Consider the following 24,436-nt stretch of genomic DNA (forward strand, 5'->3'; position numbering starts at 1 on the left):
TTAGATTTTGCCTACAAGGTCAAGGCTTGGTTTAAGTGTTGCAGAACCCTCTTGCCATTTAGCTGGGCAAACTTCACCTGGGTTGTTACGTACGTATTGAGCAGCTTTAATTTTGTTAACAAGAATGCTTGCGTCACGGCCGATACCGTCAGCATTGATTTCCATAGATTGGATAACGCCGTCTGGATCGATGATGAATGTACCACGAGCAGCAAGACCTTCTTCTTCCATTAAAACGTTGAAGTTTGTAGTGATTGTGCGAGTTGGGTCACCAATCATGATGTACTCGATTTTGCCGATAGTTTCTGAGCTATCATGCCATGCTTTGTGAGTGAAGTGAGTGTCTGTAGATACAGAGTATACTTCAACGCCTAAGTCTTTTAGAGTTGCGTATTGGTTTTGTAAGTCTTCAAGTTCAGTTGGGCAAACGAATGTGAAGTCAGCTGGGTAGAAACAAACTACACTCCATTTTCCTTTTAAACTTTCGTCAGTAACTTGGATAAATTCTCCATTATGGTAAGCATTAGCTTTAAACGGTTTTACTTCTGTGCCGATTAATAACATGTTAAAATTCCTCCTAAATGTTGGTTTTGAGCATCAAAAAATAGTGTGCTCATAAAATATATTTTTTAATTAACTATAATAATTCTAATTCGATATTAATTATCATATAGAAGTGGTTATTTTGTCAAGAGAATAAACCAACTTTATACCAATTTAATTAATATTTATTCTCAATTAAGACTAACAGGGAATGGAAAGGTAATTTTAAGTCTATAAATTTTAGATGAGTAGTTGAAAGTTTAGTGTGTATGTTAGAGATAGTGTGTAAGTTTAATTTCTTAGGAAGGAGATATTTCTTAGAAGTTGTGGTTTTGAAAAGGAACTGCTTACTTCTATTTTACAAAGAATTTTGTGATAAATAAAATAAAATGAATCGGAAATTTTTTGAACAATTTTTGTCATCTCAAATATATAATTAGGAAGTATATTACGATAATAGTTAGAAACATTGACTCAAAGTGCTAACAAGATATAATAAAACCTAGATATACATTTCAAAAAGAAGATCATATATTTTAGGATGAAAGATTTAATCCTATTATTTTTTATAGCTTTTAGAAAACGCTTACAATTAGTGTGGAGGGGAAACCATGTCTAAGTTCATGAAGTATTTTTTAATGGAAGCTAAAGATGTGATTGCATATGTGAAAGAGAAATTATCTAAGTTTGAACATGCAAAGGGGTTACAGTGTAAAGAAATAGGTGATGGCAATTTAAATTATGTGTTCCGCGTTTGGGATGAAAAAGAGAACATGTCTGTCATCGTAAAGCAAGCTGGGGATACAGCTCGCATTTCAGAGGAGTTTAAGTTGTCGACGAATCGTATTCGTATAGAATCAGATGTTTTGCAGTTAGAGGATGAGTTAGCACCTGGACTTGTTCCTAAGGTGTATTTATTTGATAGTGTGATGAATTGTTGCGTAATGGAAGATTTATCGGATCACACAATATTACGTACAGCACTTATAAATCATCAAATATTTCCGAGGCTTGCTGACGACTTAACTACTTTTATGGTAAATACACTTTTGTTAACATCGGATGTTGTAATGAATCATAAAGAGAAGAAGGAACTTGTGAAGAATTATATAAATCCTGAATTATGTGAGATTACAGAGGACCTCGTATATTCAGAACCATTTACAAATCATAATAAGCGTAATGAGTTATTTCAGTTAAATGAGGGATGGATTAGGGAACATATTTATAGTGATAAAGAGCTTCGTATGGAAGTAGCGAAACGTAAATTTTCTTTTATGACGAATGCACAGGCATTACTTCATGGTGATTTACATACTGGTTCTGTTTTTGTAAGAGATGATTCTACAAAGGTTATTGATCCTGAGTTTGCTTTTTATGGACCTATGGGATATGACGTTGGGAATGTAATGGCGAATTTAATGTTTGCTTGGGTGAATGCAGATGCAACGATGTCACCTGGAGCTGAGAAAGATACGTATATGGATTGGTTACAAACTACGATGGTAGAGGTAATTGATTTATTTAAGCAGAAGTTTTTAGGTGCTTGGGATATTCATGTGACCGAGATTATGGCGAAGGAAGAAGGCTTTAGCGAAGTCTATTTGCAATCTGTATTAGAGGATACAGCTGCAGTGACAGGTCTGGAATTAATTCGCCGTATTGTTGGATTAGCGAAAGTAAAAGATATTACTTGTATTGGGAATGAGGAAGCACGTGCTAGAGCGGAGCGAATTTGTCTTCAAGTAGCGAAGGGTTTTATTTTACGAGCGAATCAATATAGAACGGGCACAAGTTTTGTAGAAACGTTAAAAGAACAGTCAATGCACTACGCGAAGTAAGGGGAGAATATGATGGAAGAGCAATTAATACCAATTCAGTGGAAAGATGATGCTTTAGTTTTGTTAGATCAAACGTTATTACCAAATGAAATTGTCTATGAATCTTTTAAAACAGCTGAAAGTGTGTGGGATGCGATTCAAGTAATGAAAGTACGAGGTGCACCCGCGATTGGTGTTTCAGCTGCTTATGGAGTGTATTTAGGGATAAAGGAATTTGCTGAAAGTACGGAAGAAGGATTTATGGATGAAGTAAGAAAGGTATGTACATACTTGGCGACATCAAGACCGACTGCCGTAAATTTATTTTGGGCACTTGAAAGAATGGAAAGTGTAGCGACAGATAATATTCATTTATCAATCTCACAGCTGAAAAATAGATTACTAGAAGAGGCAAAAGAGATTCATAGAGAAGATGAAGAAATTAACCGTCAAATTGGAGAACATGCATTAACATTATTCCATGATGGAATGGGAGTATTAACACATTGTAATGCTGGTGCGTTAGCGACAACTAAGTATGGTACCGCGACAGCTCCCATGTACTTAGCGAAAGAAAAAGGATGGGACTTAAAAATCTATTCTGATGAAACACGCCCTAGATTACAAGGTTCAACGTTAACAGCATTAGAACTGCAGCGAGCAGGCATTGACGTTACTGTTATTACAGATAATATGGCAGCTATGGTCATGTCACAAGGGAAGATTGATGCGGTAATTGTTGGATGTGATCGTGTGGCAGCAAATGGTGATGTAGCAAATAAAATTGGCACATTAGGCGTATCTATTTTAGCTAAGTACTACAACATTCCGTTTTATGTAGCAGCGCCAACACCGACAATTGATTTAAAGACATCGACAGGAAAAGAAATTCCGATTGAAGAAAGAGATGCTTCTGAAGTGATTAATCGCTTCGGAAAATATTCAGCTCCGAAAGAAAGTAAAGTATATAATCCAGCATTTGATGTTACTCCACATGAAAATGTAACAGCGATTATTACAGAAAAAGGGATTGTAAAGGCACCGTTTACGGAGAATTTAAAAAAGCTATTTCAATAAGTAGATAAATGTAAAAGTCAGTCATCATAAGCTTCATACTTAGGGGGATGTATATGTTATTACAAAAAGAAAGAGAAGAAATTGTAGCGTATGGAAAGAAAATGATTTCTAGTGGTTTAACAAAGGGAACGGGCGGTAATATTAGTATCTTTAATCGTGAACAAGGTCTTGTTGCGATTAGCCCAAGTGGTTTAGAGTATTATGAAACAAAGCCTGAAGATGTAGTTATATTAAACCTAGATGGTGAAGTAGTAGAAGGAGAGAGAAAACCATCAAGTGAATTAGATATGCACCTTATTTACTATAGGAAGCGTGAAGATATAAATGCGCTTGTGCATACACACTCTCCTTACGCGAAGACGATTGCATCATTAGGATGGGAGCTTCCTGCTGTATCGTATTTAATTGCTTTCGCAGGACCGAATGTGCGCTGTGCACCGTATGAAACATTTGGTACGAAGCAATTAGCGGAGGCTGCTTTTGAAGGCATGATTGATCGCCGTGCTGTTTTACTTGCAAATCACGGTTTAATTGCTGGTGCAAATAATATAAAAATGGCGTTTACTGTTGCAGAAGAGATTGAGTTTTGTGCTCAAATTTATTATCAAACGAAAAGCATTGGGGAACCAAAGCTATTGCCAGAAGATGAGATGGAGAATTTGGCGAAGAAGTTTGAAGGGTATGGGCAGCAGTAGAATGAAACAAAAACACCCTCAAGAAATCTTGAGGGTGTTTTTTAAGCTTTTTTAAGCAACAAATACATAAAGTAAGGAGCCCCAATTAAAGCAACGACAATACCTGCTGGAATGCCATTAGGATCAACGATATTTCGTCCGATTGTATCTGCTAATAATAATAGCCATCCGCCGATTAAAAGGGCGATAGGCATGAAGATTTGATGTCTTGGACCTACTAAAGATTTCGCGATATGAGGAGCCATTAATCCGATAAAGCTAATTCCTCCTGTTACGGAAACAGCTGCGGCTGCAAGTGCAACGGCTGCAACTAATAAGTACCTGCGTTCTTTTTCAATTTCAATTCCAACGCCAATTGCGACTGGTTCGTTTAATGCTAAAATGTTTAATCGATTTGCTTTATAGAAAACAAACGGAATGAATACGATTAACCATGGGAGCATTGCTAAAACGAAAATCCAGTCATCTCCCCAAATATTTCCGGCAATCCATTTTGAGATAAAGTCCACTTTCATACGATCAGCGGATGAAATAAGGACAATCATCGCTCCAGATAGTGCAAATGCAAAACCGATACCAGTTAATGTTAATCGTATTGGTTGAAGTCCAGTTGATTTACTATATGAAAACACGTAAATTAGAACAGCTGTCAGAAATGCCCCAATAAATCCAACGACAGGTAGTAAGTAAAGAAATGAACCTACGTCTATTGGAAAGTATAAAAAGAAAATAGCAACAGCAACACCAGCCCCAGAGTTAATACCAAGAATACCAGGTTCAGCTAAATCATTTCGGGTAATTCCTTGCAGAATAGCCCCTGATAAAGCGAGAGCCATACCAGCTAATAATGTAATGACAATTCTAGGTAGTCTTAAAGAGTATAAAACAAACTCCTCTTTAAAAGTCCCTTGCCCCATTAATGTTGGGAGTAGTCGATCATAAGATAAAGATGCTGAACCAAGTCCCATTCCAACTACAATGGTTGTGATGATTACTATAAGTAAAGCGAGTATAATGAGACGCTGTTTTCTTAAAATAGATTGCATCATGAGAATGTTTTTCCTCCTTTACGTACAATGAATAGGAAGAATGGTAACCCTACAATCGCAACAATTGCCGCAACTGGTGTTTCGTATGGAGCGTTAATAGTACGTCCGATTGTATCTGCAAGTAGCATAAAGGAAGCTCCAGCAATTGCTGACATCGGTATAACAAATCGGTAATCTGGACCGACAATTGGGCGTACCATGTGAGGTACCATTAAGCCGATAAATGCCATATTTCCAACAAGCGCTACAGATGCACCTGCAAGTAAGATAATAATGATAAATAAAATAGTTTTAATAACAATAATTTTTTGACCTAGTCCAATAGCCACTTCTTCACTGAAACTAAGAACTGTCAATTTTTTTGCTAGTAAGATAGCGATAAAGATACTAATTGAAATGACTGGAATAATAATTTTTAATTGGCTCCAAGTTGTTCCAATTACGCCCCCAGCAGTCCAAAGTGATACATCTTGTGAAATTTTAAAGTAAATGCCGATTCCTTCTGAAATTGCGAGTAGAAATGCTGAAACTGCAGCGCCCGCTAATACAATTCGAAGAGGAGAAAGGCCGCCTTTTTTCACCATACCAATTCCAAATACCATAATTGCGCCAATTGCAGCACCGATAAAGCAAGCTAATGTTAAGTAAAGATAGCTGATGGAAGGGTTGAAAGCAAGTGTCAGTGCAAGCGCAGCATTTGCTCCACCAGATAGCCCTAATAATCCAGGGTCCGCAAGTGGATTTCGTGTTAATCCTTGCATAATTGCCCCAGAAACGGCTAATCCAGCTCCTACAAAAATAGCAGCAACTTCACGTGGTAAACGTATTTCTCGAATAATAGATATTTTGTCTCCTTTAGCGGAGGAAGTGAGTGCTAACCATACATCTTTTATCGAAGTATCTGCAGCACCTAATACCATTGCAACCATAAAAATAAGAAAGAATGCAATTAAGCTTAAAATTAGTTTGTATGTAAAAGCTATAGAACGTGGATTGTCATGATCTTTTGTCATTCGTTTCACATCTTTTCTGTTCATAGAATAAAGGAAGAGGAATTCTTAAATTAAGAATTCCTCATGTTTGTATTATTTACCAAGAAAGCTCTTCTTGAAGAAGTCTAGTTGGAAATCTAATGTAAGTGGATCATTGAAATAGAATTCCATCATGTTTGCTTCATATACGCGATTATTTTTTACTGCTGGGATGTTTTTATATGATTCTGTCTCTTGGAATGAGTTATCAGTATCTTTGTTTTTACTTACGATTAAGTAATCACCAGCAAATTCAGGTAATACCTCAGTAGATAATGCGTAGTAACCTTCTTTTAATGCTTTCTCTTTTACTTTTTCAGGCATTTTTAATTTCATTTCTTGGTACAGGATTTCTGTTCCACGGCCCCAGTTCTCGCCGTATACATAAAGCTGTTTGTTGAAGTTTTCTACAACAGAAACTGTTGCATCTTCACCGATTTTTGCTTTAATTTCTTTACCAGCTTCTTGTGCACGTTTCTTGAAGTCATCAACCCAAGTTTTTGCTTCTTTTTCTTTATTTAATAACTTACCGATTTCTAAATGCTGTGTTAAGTAATCAACTTTTCCGTAAGTGTATGTTACAGTAGGCGCGATTTTCTTTAACTTATCGACATTTTTAACATTTGATAAACCGATGATTAAATCTGGATTTAGTTCAGCGATTTTTTCAACATTTTCATCAGATACTTCAGCAACATCTTTAAGTTTGCTATCAAAACGTGGGTTTTGTTTAGACCATGAATCTACCCCAACAAGATTTACACCTAATGACATTACGTTACCAGCGAATGATGATAATACAACAACGCGTTTTGGATTTGCAGGAACTTCTACTTTTTTACCATCTTCAGATTGGTATGTAATTGTTTCTGATTTGCTACCTTTTGCATCGTTCTTTTTGTCTGTAGAGCTATTGCTACAAGCGCTCATAACAAGAACGAAAAGGACTGTTAGTGAAATAAATAACTTTTTCATCGTCTTTCTCCTTTAACATAGATGATATGTGTATACAATAATTTGTTTAACTGCAATCTTTTTGAAATAGTAGTGGTAATGCAAAATAATTTATTAAAAATCTTGAATATGAGATTTTATAATATAGTAATAACCATATTAATGAAAGAAGATGTAATCTCAAATTTGCTAATTATTAACAAAATGATAATGATTATCACTATTGATTCTTTAAATAATATAATTTTATATAGGTGTATTGTCAATAGTAATTTTGATTGTAAATTTTGCGGAAACAGGTTATATTTTATTGAGAATGATAATCAACGATTAATAGCTGAGGAGTGAGCACGAATGAATCGAGAAGAATTGTTTGATGTAACCGTGATAGGCGGAGGACCTGCAGGGCTTTATTCAGCTTTTTATAGTGGACTCAGAGAAATGAGAACGAAAATAATAGAATTTCAACCACATTTAGGTGGAAAAATACATGTGTATCCGGAAAAAATGATTTGGGATGTAGGAGGACTATTGCCAGTTACAGGTGATAAGTTAATTGAACAACTTGTACAGCAAGGGTTAACATTTAAGCCGGAAGTTGTATTAGATACAAAAGTAGAATCGATTATTCGTAATCAAGATGGTACTTTTACATTAAAAACAAGTACTGGCGAAGAACACTTTTCAAAAACAGTTATCGTCGCAACAGGAAGTGGTATATTGAAACCGCAAAAGTTATCTATTGAAGGTGCTGAGCGATTTGAAGTATCGAATTTAAATTATACAGTTAAATCTTTAAAGCGTTTCAAAGGTAAAACAGTTATTATTTCCGGTGGAGGCAATTCTGCTGTTGATTGGGCAAATGAATTGGAACCAATTGCGAAAAAAGTGTATGTAACTTATAGAAAAGAAGAATTATCTGGTCATGAAGCACAAGTAAAACAACTTATGAACAGCTCAGCGGAGTGTTTCTTTAATACATCGATTACAAAATTAATTGCCGGTGATAATCATGAAGCGATCGAATATGTAGAATTAACAAATCATGAAACAGGTGAGGTTTCTCATTTACCTATTGATGAAGTTATTATTAATCATGGATATGAACGCGACATTACATTATTAGAAAATAGTGAGTTAGACGTTGCAATTATAGATAATTATTATATTGCAGGTAATGCAAATAGTGAGTCTTCAGTAGATGGATTATATGCTGCTGGAGATATTTTAAAGCACGAAGGGAAACTACACTTAATTGCAGGTGCATTCCAAGATGCTGGAAATGCTGTGAATAAAGCAAAACAATTTATCCAACCAGATGCAAGTGAGTACGGAATGGTTTCTTCTCATAATGAAGTATTTAAGAAGAGAAATCGCGAACTGATTAAGCAGATGATGAAATAATAAGGAACAAGTATACCCCCACGTATTTCTCTATTCAAGTGAATGAGAGGTGTACGTGGGGGTTTTCCTGTTTACTATATTTTCTATCATTATAATGACACCGGTTTCATCAGTTCATATGATATGAACATTTTATTGGTAAAGCATCCTAGAAAACAATTTAGCTATGTTTTGCTTACACAGAACATGGCTAAATTACGCTGTCCCTTTAGCGCGTTTATTAGGAAATGGCATATTTAGTATAGAAGCAATATACTGTTTTCCGTGTTTTCGAGCCAATGATTCTAATATTTGACGGACGCGTTTTGTAAGATGACCTTGTTTTTGGATGGCTTCACAATATGCGTCATAGAAGGCATATTTAGCCCAAAGGAAATCATCTTGTTGGAATAAGAAATGATTTTTGTACCATTCACCAATTGTATGATAACAATTGTTTTCATGTATTGCTGTGCTTTGAGAAAGAAAACGATCAGATAAAGATACATTCAAATGAGAAATTGTGTTTTCTGTTTCAACTTGCAGTGTTTTTTCTAACATTGTAATGATGTGACGAGTAGCCATATGTTAACTCTCCTTTGTGTAAATGGGTAATACCATTCTATATTTAAAAAATTCTTACTATATAATACTATACAATATATGGAATGCATCTACCTGCTTTTTGAACTGCATTTACAAAATCTTTTTTATTTGTTTACAAAAATAAAGTAAAGTAAGATACAGTATAGATGAAAAAATAATAAAGGAATGAACGCATTGTATATAACAATAGAAGAGACTGCGGAGTATTTGAATTTACCAAAATCGTATATTGAAGAGTTAATTCAGCAAAAGAAAATTCGTGCGCTATTCGATGGAGAGCAATATTTAGTAAATAAAGAACAATTCAATACGCATTTAGAACAAATGGAGAAATATAAGCAATTAGTGGAAGAAATATTGAACGAACCAATTCCAGAAGATATGGATGTTAAAGACGAAGATTAAACTATGGGAAATCCCTTATGAAGATATGCAGAAATGTATCTTCATAAGGGATTTTTTGTTTGAAGATATCAAAAACATAAGGAGTTCTTAGCCTTTCTTCAAATTTTGATAGGTAGTAGTCTACCATGTTAAAAGCATATTTTTTTCTAGCTAGGACAAACATAGAGAACGTAACCTGTACAGATACATATACTATCAGTGCAAAAGCTTATAAATTAATGGAAGGGGTTTTCTCGTGAGTTTATTTCATTGTGATTTTTTGAAAGACTTAATTGGATCTTTTGTGAGAGTAAACAGGGGTGGTCCAGAATCTCAAAAAGGAACAATAATATCAGTATGTCAGGACTACTTCGTATTGAAGAATGAAAAAGGTGAGCTTTATTACTATCAACTTAAACATCTAAAAAGTATTACAAAAAATGCGAAAGAATGTGGATCAAGTGATTGTGAGTGGGAAGATTGCGCCTGTGCAGAAGATTTTGAAGCACTACTTGAAAGTTTCAAATATTGCTGGGTGAAAATTAATCGCGGCGGTCCAGAGAAAGTGGAAGGCATTTTGCAAGATGTTTCTTGTGACTTCGTAACATTAATCGTAAAAGAAGAAATTATATTAATTGCAATAAAGCATATTAAAAGTGTTAACTATAATGCTTTAGCATGCGGAGAGAGTGATGAGAGCGACGATAGTAAGGAAAGTAGCGATAATTCAGGTCGTGCTCGTGCACAAAGACAATCAAGTAGAGGAAGATAATAAGAAAGGGGGATACGAAATTGGAGAACGTATTATGCTGTGACCAAATTAAATGTTTAGTTGGTGAGACTGTAAAAGTAAACCTTCGTGGACCAGAAAGTCGAGTTGGTGAGCTCGTATCGTTAGGAAAAGATTATCTAACGTTACAGTTACCTCATGGTGAATTAGTATATTATCAGTTGAAACATGTGAAGAGTCTAGTGAAGAAAGTGAAAGAAAGTAAATGTGGCGATTGCTATAGTTCATGTTTCTGCTCTGATGAGGATACTTTTTTAGATATATTAAAAGACTTGAAGTATAAGTGGGTAAAAATTAATCGTGGCGGTCCAGAGTGTGTGGAAGGTTTATTAAGTGAGGTACACCATGGCTGTATTACACTAGTAAACGGTGATGAAGTTATTTATGTAATTAAGTCTCATATTAAGAGTGTGAGTCAAGTAGTTAAATGTAAAAAGAATGAAGATGAATAATGTTTAATAAATAAGAGGGGCATTATGAGGGAAAGAGAAGAACAATTTCTTATTTCGATAGTATGAAAAGGAATTACTTACTATTAAAACAGAACTTTGCCCTGATTATTTTTTTAGAAATGGAAGACAGATAAGAAGAAATTCGTAGGAAGGAGGATATAGATGAATGAGTTAAACAAAAGTATTGGAGAAAATATATATGTTAAATTAATCGGTGAAAAAAGATTTAAAGGTGTATTAATTGATGTAGGAAATGATATCGTTGTTCTTTACAATGGACAAGACTACGTATATATATCTTTATATCATGTACAATATTATAAGTTTTTAAGATCAAATGATGAAGAAATCTCAAAACCAGATGTGGATTCTGTAATTAAGAGAGAGTCTCCTTCAATTTCTTTGAGGAAAGTATTAAGTACATCTAAAGGGATTTTTACGGAAATTTATGTAGCCGGAAATGCTCCAATACATGGTTATGTTACAAGTGTGATGAACGATTATATTGTTTTTTATAGTCCAGTTTATAAAACTGTATATATATCTTTAAAACACTTGAAATGGTTAATTCCGTATAAAGAAAATCAAGTGCCTTATGCCCTCAATAAAAATGAACTCCCCGTGAATCCGTTAAATATTACGTTAGCTCGAACGTTTGAAGAACAGCTTATTAAAATGGCTGGGAAAATTATGGTGTTCGATTTAGGTGAGGAGTCCAATAAAATTGGAAAAATGGCGAAAATTGATGAAGGTCATATTGAAATATCAAAAGCACGTGATGCGAAAATGTATGTAAATATTCAACATGTAAAATCCGTCCATTGTCCGTAGATTAGTTGGAAGGGCTGGCTTTTTCTTTTATATGCAGAAGAAAAGGTCGAGCCTATTTGTTTTAGTTTAATTTGGAGATGAGGGGAAAATGAATTGAATATAAGCATAGTATAGTGTGATTTTTTAAAAGGTAACTTTGCACTAACTTATAAACATTGTGTACGAGTTATCTTATTATATATTCAATTTATTTTTTGAGGAGGAGCTGCTCAACTAATTTATTAAAGGGGTTTTGTTTGTGGAGCAGTTTCCTAATTCGTTATCAATTACATTGCTTGGTAGTGCTGGTGGAGCAGCAAAAGCGGTTTTAGCAATTTTAAATCAAGCGATAGCAAATGAAAAAGATCCAATTTATGAAGTATTAAAGAATGCCAAATTTCATTTGGTGGATATAAAACAAAAAGATAGGACTTATTATGATGAGTTGTTTTCGAATCTGAAAGGTCAATTATATTTATATGAAATAAACCTTCAAAATGTAGTGGAATTTAAACAACATTTAAAAGAAAAAAGAACGAGTGTTGTGATTGATGTTTCAGGGGCAGATACAATTAGAGTATTAAGCTGCTGTAATGAACTAGGAATTTGTTATATTAACTCAGCCTTGGAAAATGAGGCAGTAGATCAGGACGATAGCTTAATTGGCTTTCAGCTTACGGAAAGATATACAAGGTTTGAGAAGGAGAAAGAGAAATTTACAAATACAAAAGCGATTATAGGTTCAGGTATGAATCCAGGTGTTGTTCAATGGATGGTTGTTGAGCTTATGAAGGAACGACCAAATGAAAGGCCAAGAGCATGTTATATTGTAGAACATGACACGTCATTTTTGAATGATACAGCACTTATAAAGCCACATACACTTTATGCTTCATGGGCAGTAGAGCGATTTTTAGATGAAGCAATCTGGAGTTATCCGATGTATATGAGCCATCATCGTCCTCTTTACTTTTATGAAGATGTATATGCTTCAGAGTATAAAGTGAAGTTAGGAGAAAAAGAATTCTATGGTTGTTTAATGCCACATGAGGAAGTATTAATTTTAGGGAAAAACTTTAATATGGAAGTTGGTTTTCTTTACCGAATTAATGAGTATACAACAAATATAATTAGACAGAACTTAGATCAAGTAGAAGATTTATGGAACTGGAATCGTAAAGTGTTTAATCCAGCGGAAGAAGAGGTTGCTGGAGAGGACTTGGTCGGTGTGTTACTCGTTTATGAAAATAGTGAGACATATATGTATAATGTGATGAATAGTAGCCAAGTTTTTCGTAAATATAAAACGAATGCAACGTATTTTCAGGTAGGGTGCGGGATTTATGCGGGCTTGTCCAGTTTACTTTTAGATCAATTTGAACAAGGTGCTTATTACGTTGAGGAGTTGTTATTAAATACAGAAAGTAAGTACGGTGAGTATTTAAATTTATATATGAAGGATTTTGTAATAGGGCATAATAATTTTACGGATGGATTGTTACATGACAGGGTAAGATGGATGTAAGTTGTTACCAAAAGGAAGGGGAGATCTCCTTCCTTTCATTATTATAAGGTTAAATATTGCCCTGAAAGCAATTTCATACTTATACTTTAAGGAGATAACAATGAAAGTTTTTTGTATCGATCAAGGGGAGTTTTTATATGAATAAATACAAGAGCTTGATTTATGAAGAAAGAAGAGCCTTAAAGGTATTTATATTATTATTTTATATTATATTCTTTTTATATGACGCTATATATTATTTTGTATATCCTGCTATGAATATTAGTGGAACAGCGGTAGGTTGGCCAGAAGGTAGTCTTGGGATAGGTGTGCCTATATTTGTAATAGCATTATTTCCTATTTCTATATATCTTCAAAAAAGAGGGTATGTATATTCTGTAAAATATTTATTTTTATTTGGGTACATGTTTATCAATCTTGTGAATAATTTAATGATTTATTTGCGAACGGATAGACCTTTTGAACATGGCAGTATGGTAGAAATGTTATTAATTTTATTTGCCCCAGTTTTCGTGAATAGAAAATACTTTTATTTAGTGTCCTTTAGTGTAATTGGAAAGTACGTATTTTTCACATTGCTATTACAAGATTTAAAAGTGGTAATTCCACTTGTTTTATGTATATTCTATTTCATTATTTCACATTCTTTATTAAAACGATTTCAATCTTATGTAAGAACAGTGGTTGAAATGATGAACAATATGAAAGAGACGGAAAATTTAGCTGTGATTGGGACTATGTCTACAACAATTGCTCATGAAATTCGAAATCCGTTAACAGCGTTAAAAGGGTTTACGCAAATGCAAAAAGAAAGAAATCCAACTGATACGATGAGCTACGACATTATGCTACAAGAAATTGAAAGAGTCAATGGATTTGTTAGTGAATTGATGTTGTTAGGAAAACCAAAGCCAACAAATTATGAAAGGTGTAATATACGAGACATCCTTCTATATGTTGTGCATCTAATGGAAAGTTATGCAACGCAATATAGAGTTAAATGTCATTTACAAGTAGATGGGAATTTACCGGCTATAAACGGTGATGATAAGCAATTAAAACAAGTGTTATTAAATATCATTAAAAATGGAATAGAATCAATGCCAGAGGGTGGAGAAATTCATATCCGTGCATATCAAAAAACGCAAGGACATTTGTGTATTTCTGTTGAAGACCAAGGATTTGGTATAGAGAATGAGAAGTTAGAAAAAATTGGCAAGGCGTTTTACACAACAAAGGAGACTGGTACAGGACTTGGATTAATGATTACATATAAAATTATTAAGGAACATCAAGGGAGTATCACGATCCAAAGTAGTGTAGGAGTAGGAACGAAAGTAGAAATTTTTTTGCCGACCTTTTAATGTATTGGGAGAAAAGATTTTTCAGAAAAGTGTTCTTGTTGTGTAAATATAAACATTTTATAAAATGTTTCAAGAAGGGTTTTTTTTATAAAATACTTCGTTTATAATGGAGGAAAATATCGACATGAGATTGATTGCTCATGTAGCGGTTCAGTAGTGTTATGAAAAGATAAGAAGGGGTGCACACGCATCCTTTTTTCTATGCAGATATTATGAAAGAGGTGGTATGATGGAATTAACATTAAATTCGACTGTATGTTTACACACGATTCAATTTCGAAAAGAGCAAAAGAATTATATTGTAAAAGATACAATTACAGGAGAAAAATATGAAATGCCGCCACTTTGGATTGATGCATTGGCAATGATGCGTGACGGTTTTTTATTGGGGGAAATTGAGGAGAAATTAAAAGAAGAGTATCCATCCGAAGAAGTGAATATGTTAGCATTCACGAGGCAACTGTTAGAACTAGAACTTGTTGAAATGGTAGATGGAGAAGAGATAGCTTGCACAAAGAAGAAAGAGATAGATTGTTTAGCTTGGTTGCGTCCTCGTGTGGAACAATTCTTTCTTAATTTAAATAGAAAATATAGAAGCAAAGACCAGTAGTGGCCTTTGCTTTTTTTATAGGCTATGTTTAAAAAATAACAGCAAATGCTCTTGCGAAAGCACCGTCACTATTTTTAATTTTTAAAGGTGCTGCTGAGAAAAAGAAACGTTTTTCTTCGATAGCATCTAGATTTGTTAAGTTTTCAATTAAGTAAATATCATTCCCTAGTAATATGTGATGAATCGGTGATGTTTCTGTTGTGACTTCATCAGGGGAAATGAAATCTAAACCGATAGATTTTACTTTTAATCGCACTAGTTCTTTAGCTAATTCTTCAGAAAGATAAAATGCTTCCTTCTCATAAGCTTCTGTATTCCATTTTGTGGATAGATTAGAATGAAAAATAACAATATCACCTTCTTTTATGTCAGTATTATGCAATACTGTCTTAGGTAATTTTCGCTCTTGAATATGTGTTACATCTATAAGAACAGCTTCACCTACAAATTGATCCAGCGGTAATTGATCGATGGTCGTTGCGCCTGAAATAAAATGCGCAGGAGCATCACAATGCGTGCCAACATGAACGACAGAATGAAAATCTGTAACTTGATATCCTGATTCTTCAACACTTGTAACAGCTTCTAGTTGTATTTTAGGTGTTCCAGGAAATTGAGACATATTATTTTCAAATGTTTGTGATAAATCAATTACTTTCATTTTACATACCTCCAATATATGTTTTTCAAATAATAAAAAGCTCATCCTTCAGTATCAAGAAAGATGAGCTTTACATGCTAGTTGGGTTTTATCTTCCAAAATGCATTGCATTTTGCAGGAATTAGCACCTATTCAGTTTGTATAAACTGAGGTTGCTGGGCTTCAAAGGGCCGGTCCCTCTGCCTCTCTTGATAAAGAAGTATTCAGTTTTTAAAATCGGAATTTTCCGATAGTTAAATTGTAATTCATTTCCTTTTTGCGTGCAATACAAAATAGGTATTCACCCAAATAAAGCTGCTCGCATATTGTAGCTTATGTAAATAGAATGCTGCGAAGGAGTGAGTGCAGTGACAGGAAATGTATTAAATTATTATGCTGGTGGTAATACAGCTAGGGGATTTCACAATTTATACGAAGAGAATTTAAAAGGATTAGACAGATTATTTATCTTAAAGGGTGGCCCAGGAACGGGAAAATCTTCTTTAATAAAGGCAATAGGTCGTGAATGGATTGAAAAAGGATATGATATTGAATTTTTACATTGTTCTTCTGATAATAAATCGGTTGATGGTGTAATTATCCCAAAATTAAAAGTAGGAATTGTTGATGGGACATCGCCGCATGTTATTGAGCCAAAAATGCCAGGGGTTGTTGAAGAGTATATAAATTTAGGAATTGCTTGGGACTCAGATAAACTAAGAAAGCAGAAGTTAGAAATTGAAAGATTTGTTTCAGAAGCAAGCAAAGCTTTTCAGTCTGCTTACGCACGTTTTAAAGAGGCATTGGTTATACATGATGAGTGGGAGAAGATATATATTGATAATATAGATTTTAATAAAGCAAATGAACTAACCAATCAGCTAATCCAGAAATTATTTGCAGATAAAAGCGGGAGACAATCGCTTGTAAAACATCGTTTTTTAGGAGCTGCTACACCGAAAGGAGCAGTTGATTTTGTTCCTAATTTAACAGAAGGGTTACCACATCGTTATTTTATAAAAGGGCGCCCAGGCTCTGGAAAATCAACGATGCTCAAAAAGTTAGCTAAGGCAGCTGAAGAAAAAGGGTTTGAAGTTGAAGTATATCATTGCGGATTTGACCCGAATAGTCTTGATATGGTTATCGTAAGAGAATTAGGATTTGCAATTTTTGATAGCACCGCACCACATGAATATTTTCCAAGTCGCGAGGGTGATGAAATTATTGATATGTATGTCCTTATTGTTACGCCAGGGACGGATGAGAAATATGCGAAGGAAATTCGTGATGTCTCCATTCAATATAAAGCAAAAATGAATGAGGCGATGTCTTTCTTAGCGAAAGCAAAATCGGTTCGTGATAAATTAGAACGAATTTATATTGCTGCTATGGATTTTTCAATAGTAGATGCATATAAAGAGGAGATTCAAAAAGAGTTTGAACGAATTGCTGCTACTGTAATTGAAAAGCAACAATAGACGTTTCATTAGGCTGTCAGTAATTTCTGACAGTTTTTTTAGTATGTAGTAAAATTAATAGTGTATTGTCGAATTTCCAAGGAAATAATCAAAAAATGGAGATGTTATGAAATGAGAGAGAAAATCGAGTTGGAGTTAGAAAGAATTGAAAAAGAGAATGATGTAAAAATTTTATTTGCGGTGGAATCAGGGAGTCGTGCTTGGGGGTTTCCATCGAAAGATAGCGATTATGATGTTAGGTTTGTTTATATACATCCGGTAGAATGGTATTTATCAATTCATGACAAACGAGATGTAATTGAATATCCAATTAGTGATGATTTAGATATAAGTGGTTGGGATATTAAAAAGGCGTTGCAACTATTCGCGAAGTCGAATCCTGCTTTACTTGAGTGGATTCGATCACCAATTTTTTATTCGAAAAACTCTAATTTTCCAGAACTACTTCAACAGATGAGTGAGAAGAATTTTGATCCAAAAGCAACGATATATCATTATTTACATATGGCGTCGAAAAATTATCGTGAATTTTTGCAAGGTGAGAATGTAAAGCTGAAAAAGTACTTTTATGTATTACGTCCCATTTTAGCTTGTAAGTGGCTAGAAGAGAAAACGACTTTACCTCCTGTAGAATTTGATCGATTAATTACAGAATTATCATTAGAACGTAGCGTATTAGATGAAATTGAAAAGTTGTTAATAAAGAAAAAAGCAGGTACTGAATTAGATGTTGGATTGAAAATTAAGGTGCTAAATCAATTTTTAGAAGAACAAATTCATTACTATCAGCAATATGTAAAAGGAATTGAAAAGGGATCAGGAATCGATATTGAGAGTTTAAATACATTGTTTCGAGATATGTTGTTTGAAGCATATGAAAAAGAGCACAAGTAAGTTTGTGCTCTTTTTATTTTGTAGGAATGAAGAAAACAGATATAGCCGCGATAAGACCTGCAAAGGAGAATAAGTAAAAATTCCATGCTAGGTCATATTGCATTGTCATAATAATACCGACGAGAATTGGGCCAGCAATTGCACCAACTCGGCCAAGCCCCAGTCCCCAGCCTAAGGAGGTAGCTCGGATATGTGATGGGAAGTATTGTGTTACATATGCATTTAATATTTGAGTAATACCGACTGATCCAATACCAGCAAGGCCAATTAAAAGATAAATGATTGTAACAGATGGTTTGATTGTTAATAGTCCGATACATATGGCTGCCATAAGATAAGAGATGCTAATAACGATTTTTGCTCCTATACGATCAGCAATTGCTCCAGCGAATAGTGCGCCGATAGCTGCGGTAATATTTAGCATAAGTAGAAATGACAGACTAGACCCAAGAGGATATCCTGCCTGGCGCATCATCTGTGGTAACCAAGTGTTTAAACCATATATTAAAAACATTCCCATTATATAAGTGATCCAAAAAAGTAGCGTTGCTTTTATGTATTCTTTTGAGAATAAAGTAAAAAATCCATTTTCTTTCGTATAGTAGATGGGTCTTGATGAGTTTTATCTTTTACATGAAATTCAATTTGAAAACGATTAAGAATTTGGTTCACTTCTTCTTGGCGATTACGTGATAATAAAAATTGAATGGACTCGGGTAAATAGCGAATAATGAAAGGAATGAGGAGTAGTGGAATCATTCCGATACCAAACATAATTCTCCATCCGAAATCTTCTAACATAAGCATGGACAAAATAGCACCTAACACGATACCTAAAGGATAGCCAGTAAACATAAGAGCATAAATAAAAGATTGCCTTTTTTTTGGTGAATATTCAACAGTAAGTGCTGAAGCTGTTGGGATAACACCGCCTAATCCGATTCCTCCTATAAATCGAGATAATCCAAATAACTCAGGAGAAGGAGTGATAGCCGCTAAACCCATTGTGATAGAAAAAAGTGCTAAACAGCATATAAGCGTCCATTTACGCCCAATTAGATCTGTAATCGTTCCAACTAGAATAGCCCCAATAAACATCCCAAATAAAGCATAGCTTGCAATTGTACCAGCATGCGCTGGTGATAGCGCCCAGCTTTTGTCTTCTAGGAGCTTTGGTAGAACGGCACCGTAAATACCTAAATCATATCCATCAGCTAAAATGGCTAGCCAACAAATAAAAACAACAAGTTTTGTAATAGAGCTTGGAAAGATAGTTTCTGTAGATTCTAGATGAGGTGGAGCTGAAGGTTGCATAATATTTACCCCTTTTAATTTGTAGATGAATATATTATTTTATTTAATGTTAATATTTTCCTCCTTGTGTCGAATTTTATCTGAAAAGGGTTTATAACAAATAAAGAAGTTCAACAGTAATTTTGTTGAACTTCTTTATTTGTTTACTCATTATCAACTCGTTTTAACGGTTGATCTGCTGGGCCTTCAAGAACGTCTCCCTCAATTGAAAAACGAGAACCATGGCAAGGGCAATCCCAAGTACAATCACCATTATTCCATTCAACTTCACAGCCGAGATGTGTACAAGTTGTATCGACGATATGTAATTTTCCTTCTTTGTCCTTATAAGCACCTGCTCGTTTACCGTTAACATGTACGACAGATCCTTCACCAACTTCGAGATCTTCTGGCTTACGTAATGCGGTTTCAATCTTTCCTGCAATTAAATGTTTCGCAACATCAATGTTTTGGGAGAGGAACGTTTTTATATCTGGATTTGCATGGAAGCGTGATGGTGCATACAGTTCTTTATAGGGACTGTGAACTTTTAGGATGGAGTCCTTCAGTAGGTGAGCGGCAGCAGTTCCAGTTGTCATTCCCCATTTGCGATATCCAGTTGCAACAAATATATTTGGATTTCTTTCGTTAATATGTCCGATATAAGGAAGCTTATCTAGAGTAATTAAATCTTGTGCTGACCATCTATAAGGAACTTCATCTATTCCAAAAGTGGCTTCAGCAAAAGAATAGAGTGCTTCATAATGAAGCATCGTATTTATTCCCTGACCTGTTTTATGACTCTCTCCGCCAATCAAAATTAATTTTTCTCCATTGTTTGTTATATAGCGTAAGGAGCGCTTTGGATCATCAATACTTAAATACATGCCACCTGGATACTCCGTTTTTGCTTTTATTGCAAGAGCGTAGGAGCGTTCTGCGTACATTCGCGTAAAGAAAAAGCTATTCGCATCATAAAAAGGAAAATGTGAACAAGAGACGACATATTCACAAGTGATATGATGGCCCTCTTTTGTAATTATTTGTGAATAATCGCCCTTTTCCACATCCATAGCTGTTGTTTGTTCGTAGACCTTTCCGCCCATCTCCACAAACTTTTCTAAAAGTGTTTTTAAATAAAGAAGGGGATGGAATTGTGCTTGATTTTTCATTACAAGCGCAGATTGTACTGGAATAGGAATCGATAGAGATTGAACATAGTCACAAGGTATATTTAATTTTTGATAAGCTTCATATTCTTTCGATAAATTTCTTAATCCGTTATCAGTAGTTGTATATAAATATGAATCTTCATTTGAGAAATTACAGTCGATTTTATATGTTTGAACAGTTTTATTTATGAATTGTAGAGCCTGATTATTTGATTCATAGTAAAGCCGGGCCTTTTCTACACCGAAATGATTTATTAATTCATCATAAATAAGATCATGTTGTGCTGTTACTTTCGCTGTTGTATGCCCAGTCGTTCCATTTAAAATACGACCAGAATCAATTAAAACAACATCGATGCCTTCTTTTGCAAGTAAATAGGCAGTAGTAATACCTGTAATACCAGCACCGATAATAGCAACTTTCGTCTTTATATTTTCGGATAAACGAGGGAAAGTAGGAAACTGAGTAGATTCAATCCAATAAGATAGCGGCAGTTGTGGAAATGTATCACTTGTCATTGCGGAAACCTCCTGATTTTAGAACAATTTTCCTTTTAATATTTCCATATTATATGAAATTCATGTGTGTTGTTTTAGAAGTAGTCTATTTTTATTAAAAGAGGTTATAAATTATTTTAATATAATTAATTAGGTGGGGCATTATGATGTAGTAGGATTTATATAAAACTAAATTCAAGTGATTCTGTTTGTTGATTACATAGGGAGTTATTGAATGAGATAGAGTCTATGGCGTTTAAGAAAATGTCTATATATAGTGGGTAAATCCTTATGGAATCTATACATTTTCTTTAGTGAAATAAAGTATGATTATAAAAATATAACCACCTTTTATTACTAGGTCATAAAATGTGTTGACAATATAGAAATTCTATTGTTATGATTCATCATGTGGAAAGGTTGATAGAGAGTAAAAAGAGAAATGTTTTTCATTGATAATAAAAGCGAAAAATAAGTGACGATAGAGTGAGTATATTTTCCTTATAATAGATGCTTTTTGGATCATCTAGTAAAATCAATCTGGAAGCAAGAATTGATATATGTAAGTTGCGCAAGGCGCGGCATAAGAAAGGAGCAAAAGGATGAAGGAGCTTCATACGTTTGGGTGGTATGCAGCACGTGTATCACCACATTTGCCGAAAAAAGCATTTAAACCAGTGCCTACTCGTTTATTTGGTGGACTGGCTTATTTGCTTGTGGCATTGGCGGGGTTAATATCGATTGGTGTATTTGAATTGAATGTGTGGGCGAATCTAGGAATTGCGATTGTTCTTGGATTATGTTTTGCTTCACTAGGATTTTTAGGGCATGAAATTTTACATGGAACTGTTGTAAGAAAGGCATGGCTTCGTGACTTCTTAGGCGCGATCGCATTTATGCCATTATCAACAGGGCCAAAGCTTTGGAGAAAGTGGCATAATGCAACGCATCATGTTCATACACAGCATGAAGAGAATGATCCAGATGCATGGCCGACACTTGAGAAACTTAAGAAGAGTAAGTTTTTGAGTTGGGTATATCGTATGCCTTTACATGTACGTTCATTCTTTAGTTTTTTGTCACTAACAATTCAATTTACATTGCATTCGACTCGAATGTTCTTTCATTTTATAAAAGAGTTCAAGTCATCCAATCAAAAATCTGTATGGCTTCAACTTCTTTTGCCTTGGACAGTTTGGATTAGTTTATTGTTTATTATGGGACCTGGAAAATGGTTATTTGCATATGTCATTCCGTTGTTAATTGCTAACTTTATTGTAATGGCATATATCGCAACAAATCACCGCTTAAATCCAATTGTTCCAGTAAATGATCCGTTAGCAAACTGTTTGTCAGTAACAGTGCCGCGCTGGGTAGACGTTTTACATTTCAATTTCTCATATCATACAGAACATCATCTGTTTCCCGCTATGAGTTCTAAATACTATCCGTTAGTAAAAGAGAAGATTAAAGAAATGTGGCCGGAACGCTATCATGAGATGCCGATGACAAAAGCTTTGGCAGCGCTATGGAATACACCACGTGTGTATTATCAAGGAAGTGAATTAGTGGATCCGCATAGAGAGCACTTCTATGGTTCTTTAGGAAATGGACTAGATCCTCATAATATTTCATATCGTGAGGAACATATAGAAGAAGAAAAGAGTATTAAAAAAGTAAATCAGTAAAAATTAATATATTTTTGCAATGAAAAAGCAAGCCATCTCAGGCTTGCTTTTTCTTATAAAGAAACTTCCTTTTTCTTCCTTTTATGGACTTGGACGGAGTTAGTTTCTTTTCGTTGTAGTCGTTTTTCTAAAAGATTAACAAAATAAGTAAATAGAAGAACAAGTATGAGATAGTATGCACCAACGATTATGTAAGTATCTAATTGTTGGAAATTACCTGCTGCAATTGATAAACCTGAACCCCATAATTCGGACATTCCTACATAAGCAACAAGTGAAGAATCTTTTAATCCGATAATAAATTGGTTTCCTAGAGGAGGAAGAGACAGACGAAATGCTTGTGGTAATATAATTCGTCGCATAGCTAAAGGATAAGGCATGCCTAAAGAGCGAGCTGCTTCTAATTGTCCCCGGTCAACGGATTGAATAGATCCACGGAAAATTTCCGTAATATATGCTCCGTTATGAATTGCTAAAGCGATTGCACCTGCCCAAAAAGGGGTGAAAACAACAACGGATGTAATTCCAAAATAGAGAATGGCAATTTGAACAATTAAAGGTGTACCACGAATAATAGCAATGTAGACATGAGCGATACTATTTAAAACTTTATTGTTAGAGATTCGAAAGAAAGCGAATAATAATCCAATTAATGAACCGAGTACTAGGGAAGTTAATGTTAATTGTAATGTGACAATAGTAGCCTTTAAGAGTGTGGGATAGGAAGAGATAAAAATTTCAAACATGCGTTTCACCTCATATTGTATAGATTTTAGTAGAGAATGAAATGCCCCACATAAAATGAACATTTAATCAGTGGGGCATTGTTTATGAATCTTTTGAATGGCTAACTTACTTCGTTTTTTCCTCTTCACCGAGAATATTACGCCCGAACCATTTTTTACTGATCTTTTCATACGTACCATCTTTAATGATTTCATCTAACGCTTTATTTACTTTCTCAACCATTTCTTTATCATCTTTGCGAATAGCAATTCCCATTTCATCAAGATTTAATGGTTTTCCGGCTTCTTTTATCTTCGATTTTCCTTCTTTTATCATACGTAGACCAACCATTTGATCCGTAATTACTGCGTCAACACGCCCAGGCTCTAAGTCCATAAGAGCAGTAATATCGCTGTCATATTCTGTGATTTGATCTGTATATTTTGCAACAAGATTTTTAAAGGTACTAGCTTTTACAACACCAATTTTCTTACCTTTTAAATCTTCTGGAGAAGAGATAGCGGTATTCTTTTTAGCCACAAAAATTTGGGCGCCAGAGCGATAGTACGGATTTGAGAAACTAACAGCTTTTAAGCGCTCCTCTGTAATTGCCATACTACCCAGTATTACATCATATTTCTTCGCTTGAAGACCTTGAATCAGCGTTTCCCATGGGTTTGTAACGGGCGTAGCCTTCATGTTCATCTTTTTAGCAAGAGCTTCACCGATTTCTACATCAAAGCCGACAAGTTTGCCGTCATTTTCTTTATAGTTAAAAGGTTTGTATAATCCACTCATCGCATAGCGAAATTCTTTTTCACTATTTGATGAAGTAGTAGAGCTTTCTTTGCTACAAGCTCCTAGTATGAAGGATGTACATAGTGTAATGCTCGCAACAATGGTTAATAGTTTTCTTTTCATAAAACCCCTCCTATATATTGATCATACGGATGG

At 34.6% G+C, this 24,436-nt stretch carries 23 protein-coding genes, 1 pseudogene and 1 riboswitch; of the genes and pseudogenes, 14 read left to right on the plus strand and 10 right to left on the minus strand.

From position 1 onward, the window contains the following. A complete protein-coding gene (gene ahpC / locus M1D73_RS01990) occupies window positions 1-564 on the minus strand; it encodes an alkyl hydroperoxide reductase subunit C (RefSeq protein ID WP_000924420.1) in 564 nt (187 codons plus the stop codon). 590 nt (window positions 565-1,154) lie between these two features. Between ahpC and mtnK the strand changes: the two genes are divergently transcribed. From mtnK to M1D73_RS02005, 3 genes are read left to right on the plus strand one after another with little or no spacing between them, the layout of a single operon-like run. Then, the gene (gene mtnK, locus M1D73_RS01995; RefSeq protein ID WP_000033075.1) at window positions 1,155-2,384 is read left to right on the plus strand and encodes an S-methyl-5-thioribose kinase; all 1,230 of its coding nucleotides are present in this window, start codon (window positions 1,155-1,157) and stop codon (window positions 2,382-2,384) included. 9 nt (window positions 2,385-2,393) lie between these two features. Beyond that, window positions 2,394-3,440 carry an S-methyl-5-thioribose-1-phosphate isomerase gene (gene mtnA / locus M1D73_RS02000; protein ID WP_002025237.1) on the plus strand — a complete coding sequence of 349 codons (1,047 nt, stop codon included), beginning with the start codon at window positions 2,394-2,396 and terminating at the stop codon, window positions 3,438-3,440. 53 nt (window positions 3,441-3,493) lie between these two features. Then, window positions 3,494-4,135, plus strand: coding sequence for an L-fuculose-phosphate aldolase (locus tag M1D73_RS02005; RefSeq protein ID WP_000926557.1), 642 nt, complete (start codon window positions 3,494-3,496; stop codon window positions 4,133-4,135). A gap of 41 nt (window positions 4,136-4,176) precedes the next feature. On the opposite strand, the gene M1D73_RS02010 is transcribed toward M1D73_RS02005, so the two are convergent. The 3 genes from M1D73_RS02010 to M1D73_RS02020 are packed head-to-tail and all read right to left on the minus strand — an operon-like array spanning window position 4,177 to window position 7,190. Further along, a complete protein-coding gene (locus M1D73_RS02010) occupies window positions 4,177-5,184 on the minus strand; it encodes a FecCD family ABC transporter permease (protein ID WP_000983751.1) in 1,008 nt (335 codons plus the stop codon). After that, window positions 5,181-6,221 (minus strand): FecCD family ABC transporter permease, encoded by a 1,041-nt coding sequence (locus M1D73_RS02015; RefSeq protein WP_002025239.1) that lies wholly within the window; start codon window positions 6,219-6,221, stop codon window positions 5,181-5,183. Before M1D73_RS02015 ends, M1D73_RS02010 begins: the two co-directional genes overlap by 4 nt. Before the next feature lie 48 nt (window positions 6,222-6,269). Next, complete coding sequence (locus M1D73_RS02020) at window positions 6,270-7,190, minus strand: iron-hydroxamate ABC transporter substrate-binding protein (protein WP_000732597.1); 921 nt, start codon at window positions 7,188-7,190, stop codon at window positions 6,270-6,272. Between the two features lie 333 nt (window positions 7,191-7,523). On the opposite strand from M1D73_RS02020, the gene M1D73_RS02025 reads away from it, so the two are divergent. Continuing rightward, on the plus strand, window positions 7,524-8,573 hold the full coding sequence (locus tag M1D73_RS02025) for an NAD(P)/FAD-dependent oxidoreductase (protein ID WP_001078299.1): 1,050 nt from the start codon (window positions 7,524-7,526) through the stop codon (window positions 8,571-8,573). A gap of 195 nt (window positions 8,574-8,768) precedes the next feature. Here M1D73_RS02025 and M1D73_RS02030 read toward each other — a convergent pair whose 3' ends face one another. Then, the gene (locus M1D73_RS02030; RefSeq protein ID WP_000235476.1) at window positions 8,769-9,137 is read right to left on the minus strand and encodes a hypothetical protein; all 369 of its coding nucleotides are present in this window, start codon (window positions 9,135-9,137) and stop codon (window positions 8,769-8,771) included. Window positions 9,138-9,323: 186 nt separating this feature from the next. On the opposite strand from M1D73_RS02030, the gene M1D73_RS02035 reads away from it, so the two are divergent. The 7 genes from M1D73_RS02035 (at window position 9,324) to M1D73_RS02065 (ending at window position 15,093) form a co-directional block, all read left to right on the plus strand. Next, entirely contained in the window at window positions 9,324-9,563 is a 240-nt protein-coding gene (locus M1D73_RS02035) for a helix-turn-helix domain-containing protein (RefSeq protein ID WP_002025240.1), read from the plus strand. Between the two features lie 235 nt (window positions 9,564-9,798). Beyond that, window positions 9,799-10,314, plus strand: coding sequence for a spore coat protein B (locus tag M1D73_RS02040; protein WP_000051525.1), 516 nt, complete (start codon window positions 9,799-9,801; stop codon window positions 10,312-10,314). Between the two features lie 20 nt (window positions 10,315-10,334). Then, complete coding sequence (locus tag M1D73_RS02045; RefSeq protein WP_000432509.1) at window positions 10,335-10,784, plus strand: spore coat protein B; 450 nt, start codon at window positions 10,335-10,337, stop codon at window positions 10,782-10,784. A gap of 162 nt (window positions 10,785-10,946) precedes the next feature. Continuing rightward, window positions 10,947-11,615: an LSm family protein gene (locus M1D73_RS02050; RefSeq protein ID WP_001004284.1), complete on the plus strand. Its 669-nt coding sequence runs from the start codon at window positions 10,947-10,949 to the stop codon at window positions 11,613-11,615. 238 nt (window positions 11,616-11,853) lie between these two features. Next, window positions 11,854-13,119 (plus strand): hypothetical protein, encoded by a 1,266-nt coding sequence (locus M1D73_RS02055; RefSeq protein WP_000434719.1) that lies wholly within the window; start codon window positions 11,854-11,856, stop codon window positions 13,117-13,119. Between the two features lie 137 nt (window positions 13,120-13,256). After that, window positions 13,257-14,483, plus strand: a complete 1,227-nt coding sequence (locus tag M1D73_RS02060) for an ATP-binding protein (protein WP_001046110.1) — start codon at window positions 13,257-13,259, stop codon at window positions 14,481-14,483. 229 nt (window positions 14,484-14,712) lie between these two features. Further along, on the plus strand, window positions 14,713-15,093 hold the full coding sequence (locus M1D73_RS02065) for a hypothetical protein (RefSeq protein ID WP_000424115.1): 381 nt from the start codon (window positions 14,713-14,715) through the stop codon (window positions 15,091-15,093). A gap of 28 nt (window positions 15,094-15,121) precedes the next feature. On the opposite strand, the gene M1D73_RS02070 is transcribed toward M1D73_RS02065, so the two are convergent. Next, entirely contained in the window at window positions 15,122-15,754 is a 633-nt protein-coding gene (locus tag M1D73_RS02070) for a cyclase family protein (RefSeq protein ID WP_000862981.1), read from the minus strand. Between the two features lie 85 nt (window positions 15,755-15,839). Further along, window positions 15,840-15,952: riboswitch (SAM riboswitch) on the minus strand. Between the two features lie 149 nt (window positions 15,953-16,101). Between M1D73_RS02070 and M1D73_RS02075 the strand changes: the two genes are divergently transcribed. Both M1D73_RS02075 and M1D73_RS02080 read left to right on the plus strand, forming a co-directional pair. After that, a complete protein-coding gene (locus M1D73_RS02075; RefSeq protein WP_000147463.1) occupies window positions 16,102-17,211 on the plus strand; it encodes a PRK06851 family protein in 1,110 nt (369 codons plus the stop codon). 111 nt (window positions 17,212-17,322) lie between these two features. Then, window positions 17,323-18,105: a nucleotidyltransferase domain-containing protein gene (locus M1D73_RS02080; RefSeq protein ID WP_001208237.1), complete on the plus strand. Its 783-nt coding sequence runs from the start codon at window positions 17,323-17,325 to the stop codon at window positions 18,103-18,105. Window positions 18,106-18,118: 13 nt separating this feature from the next. Here M1D73_RS02080 and M1D73_RS02085 read toward each other — a convergent pair. Both M1D73_RS02085 and M1D73_RS02090 read right to left on the minus strand, forming a co-directional pair. After that, a pseudogene (locus M1D73_RS02085) lies at window positions 18,119-19,419 on the minus strand (MFS transporter). Between the two features lie 143 nt (window positions 19,420-19,562). Continuing rightward, entirely contained in the window at window positions 19,563-21,089 is a 1,527-nt protein-coding gene (locus M1D73_RS02090) for an FAD-dependent oxidoreductase (RefSeq protein WP_000199986.1), read from the minus strand. A 581-nt stretch (window positions 21,090-21,670) separates the two neighbouring features. Between M1D73_RS02090 and desB the strand changes: the two genes are divergently transcribed. Next, window positions 21,671-22,756, plus strand: a complete 1,086-nt coding sequence (desB, locus tag M1D73_RS02095) for a Delta(10) desaturase DesB (protein WP_000661226.1) — start codon at window positions 21,671-21,673, stop codon at window positions 22,754-22,756. Window positions 22,757-22,809: 53 nt separating this feature from the next. On the opposite strand, the gene M1D73_RS02100 is transcribed toward desB, so the two are convergent. Together M1D73_RS02100 and M1D73_RS02105 are read right to left on the minus strand one after the other, a co-directional pair. After that, window positions 22,810-23,565, minus strand: coding sequence for an amino acid ABC transporter permease (locus M1D73_RS02100; protein WP_121868414.1), 756 nt, complete (start codon window positions 23,563-23,565; stop codon window positions 22,810-22,812). A gap of 43 nt (window positions 23,566-23,608) precedes the next feature. Next, the gene (locus M1D73_RS02105) at window positions 23,609-24,403 is read right to left on the minus strand and encodes an ABC transporter substrate-binding protein (protein ID WP_000823765.1); all 795 of its coding nucleotides are present in this window, start codon (window positions 24,401-24,403) and stop codon (window positions 23,609-23,611) included. Window positions 24,404-24,436 lie beyond the last annotated feature (33 nt).

It is taken from the genome of Bacillus sp. PK3-067 (genome assembly GCF_056738645.1).

Excerpts from the sequence above, each read along its gene's own strand:
- ahpC (WP_000924420.1), bottom strand. The coding sequence starts at position 564 with ATGTTATTAATCGGCACAGAAGTAAAACCGTTTAAAGCTAATGCTTAC.
- M1D73_RS02065 (WP_000424115.1), top strand. The coding sequence starts at position 14,713 with ATGGAATTAACATTAAATTCGACTGTATGTTTACACACGATTCAATTT.
- M1D73_RS02060 (WP_001046110.1), top strand. The coding sequence starts at position 13,257 with ATGAATAAATACAAGAGCTTGATTTATGAAGAAAGAAGAGCCTTAAAG.
- M1D73_RS02020 (WP_000732597.1), bottom strand. The coding sequence starts at position 7,190 with ATGAAAAAGTTATTTATTTCACTAACAGTCCTTTTCGTTCTTGTTATG.
- M1D73_RS02105 (WP_000823765.1), bottom strand. The coding sequence starts at position 24,403 with ATGAAAAGAAAACTATTAACCATTGTTGCGAGCATTACACTATGTACA.
- desB (WP_000661226.1), top strand. The coding sequence starts at position 21,671 with ATGAAGGAGCTTCATACGTTTGGGTGGTATGCAGCACGTGTATCACCA.
- M1D73_RS02005 (WP_000926557.1), top strand. The coding sequence starts at position 3,494 with ATGTTATTACAAAAAGAAAGAGAAGAAATTGTAGCGTATGGAAAGAAA.
- M1D73_RS02100 (WP_121868414.1), bottom strand. The coding sequence starts at position 23,565 with ATGTTCATTTTATGTGGGGCATTTCATTCTCTACTAAAATCTATACAA.
- mtnA (WP_002025237.1), top strand. The coding sequence starts at position 2,394 with ATGATGGAAGAGCAATTAATACCAATTCAGTGGAAAGATGATGCTTTA.
- M1D73_RS02035 (WP_002025240.1), top strand. The coding sequence starts at position 9,324 with ATGAACGCATTGTATATAACAATAGAAGAGACTGCGGAGTATTTGAAT.
- mtnK (WP_000033075.1), top strand. The coding sequence starts at position 1,155 with ATGTCTAAGTTCATGAAGTATTTTTTAATGGAAGCTAAAGATGTGATT.
- M1D73_RS02015 (WP_002025239.1), bottom strand. The coding sequence starts at position 6,221 with ATGAACAGAAAAGATGTGAAACGAATGACAAAAGATCATGACAATCCA.
- M1D73_RS02080 (WP_001208237.1), top strand. The coding sequence starts at position 17,323 with ATGAGAGAGAAAATCGAGTTGGAGTTAGAAAGAATTGAAAAAGAGAAT.
- M1D73_RS02090 (WP_000199986.1), bottom strand. The coding sequence starts at position 21,089 with ATGACAAGTGATACATTTCCACAACTGCCGCTATCTTATTGGATTGAA.
- M1D73_RS02010 (WP_000983751.1), bottom strand. The coding sequence starts at position 5,184 with ATGATGCAATCTATTTTAAGAAAACAGCGTCTCATTATACTCGCTTTA.
- M1D73_RS02030 (WP_000235476.1), bottom strand. The coding sequence starts at position 9,137 with ATGGCTACTCGTCACATCATTACAATGTTAGAAAAAACACTGCAAGTT.
- M1D73_RS02025 (WP_001078299.1), top strand. The coding sequence starts at position 7,524 with ATGAATCGAGAAGAATTGTTTGATGTAACCGTGATAGGCGGAGGACCT.
- M1D73_RS02070 (WP_000862981.1), bottom strand. The coding sequence starts at position 15,754 with ATGAAAGTAATTGATTTATCACAAACATTTGAAAATAATATGTCTCAA.
- M1D73_RS02050 (WP_001004284.1), top strand. The coding sequence starts at position 10,947 with ATGAATGAGTTAAACAAAAGTATTGGAGAAAATATATATGTTAAATTA.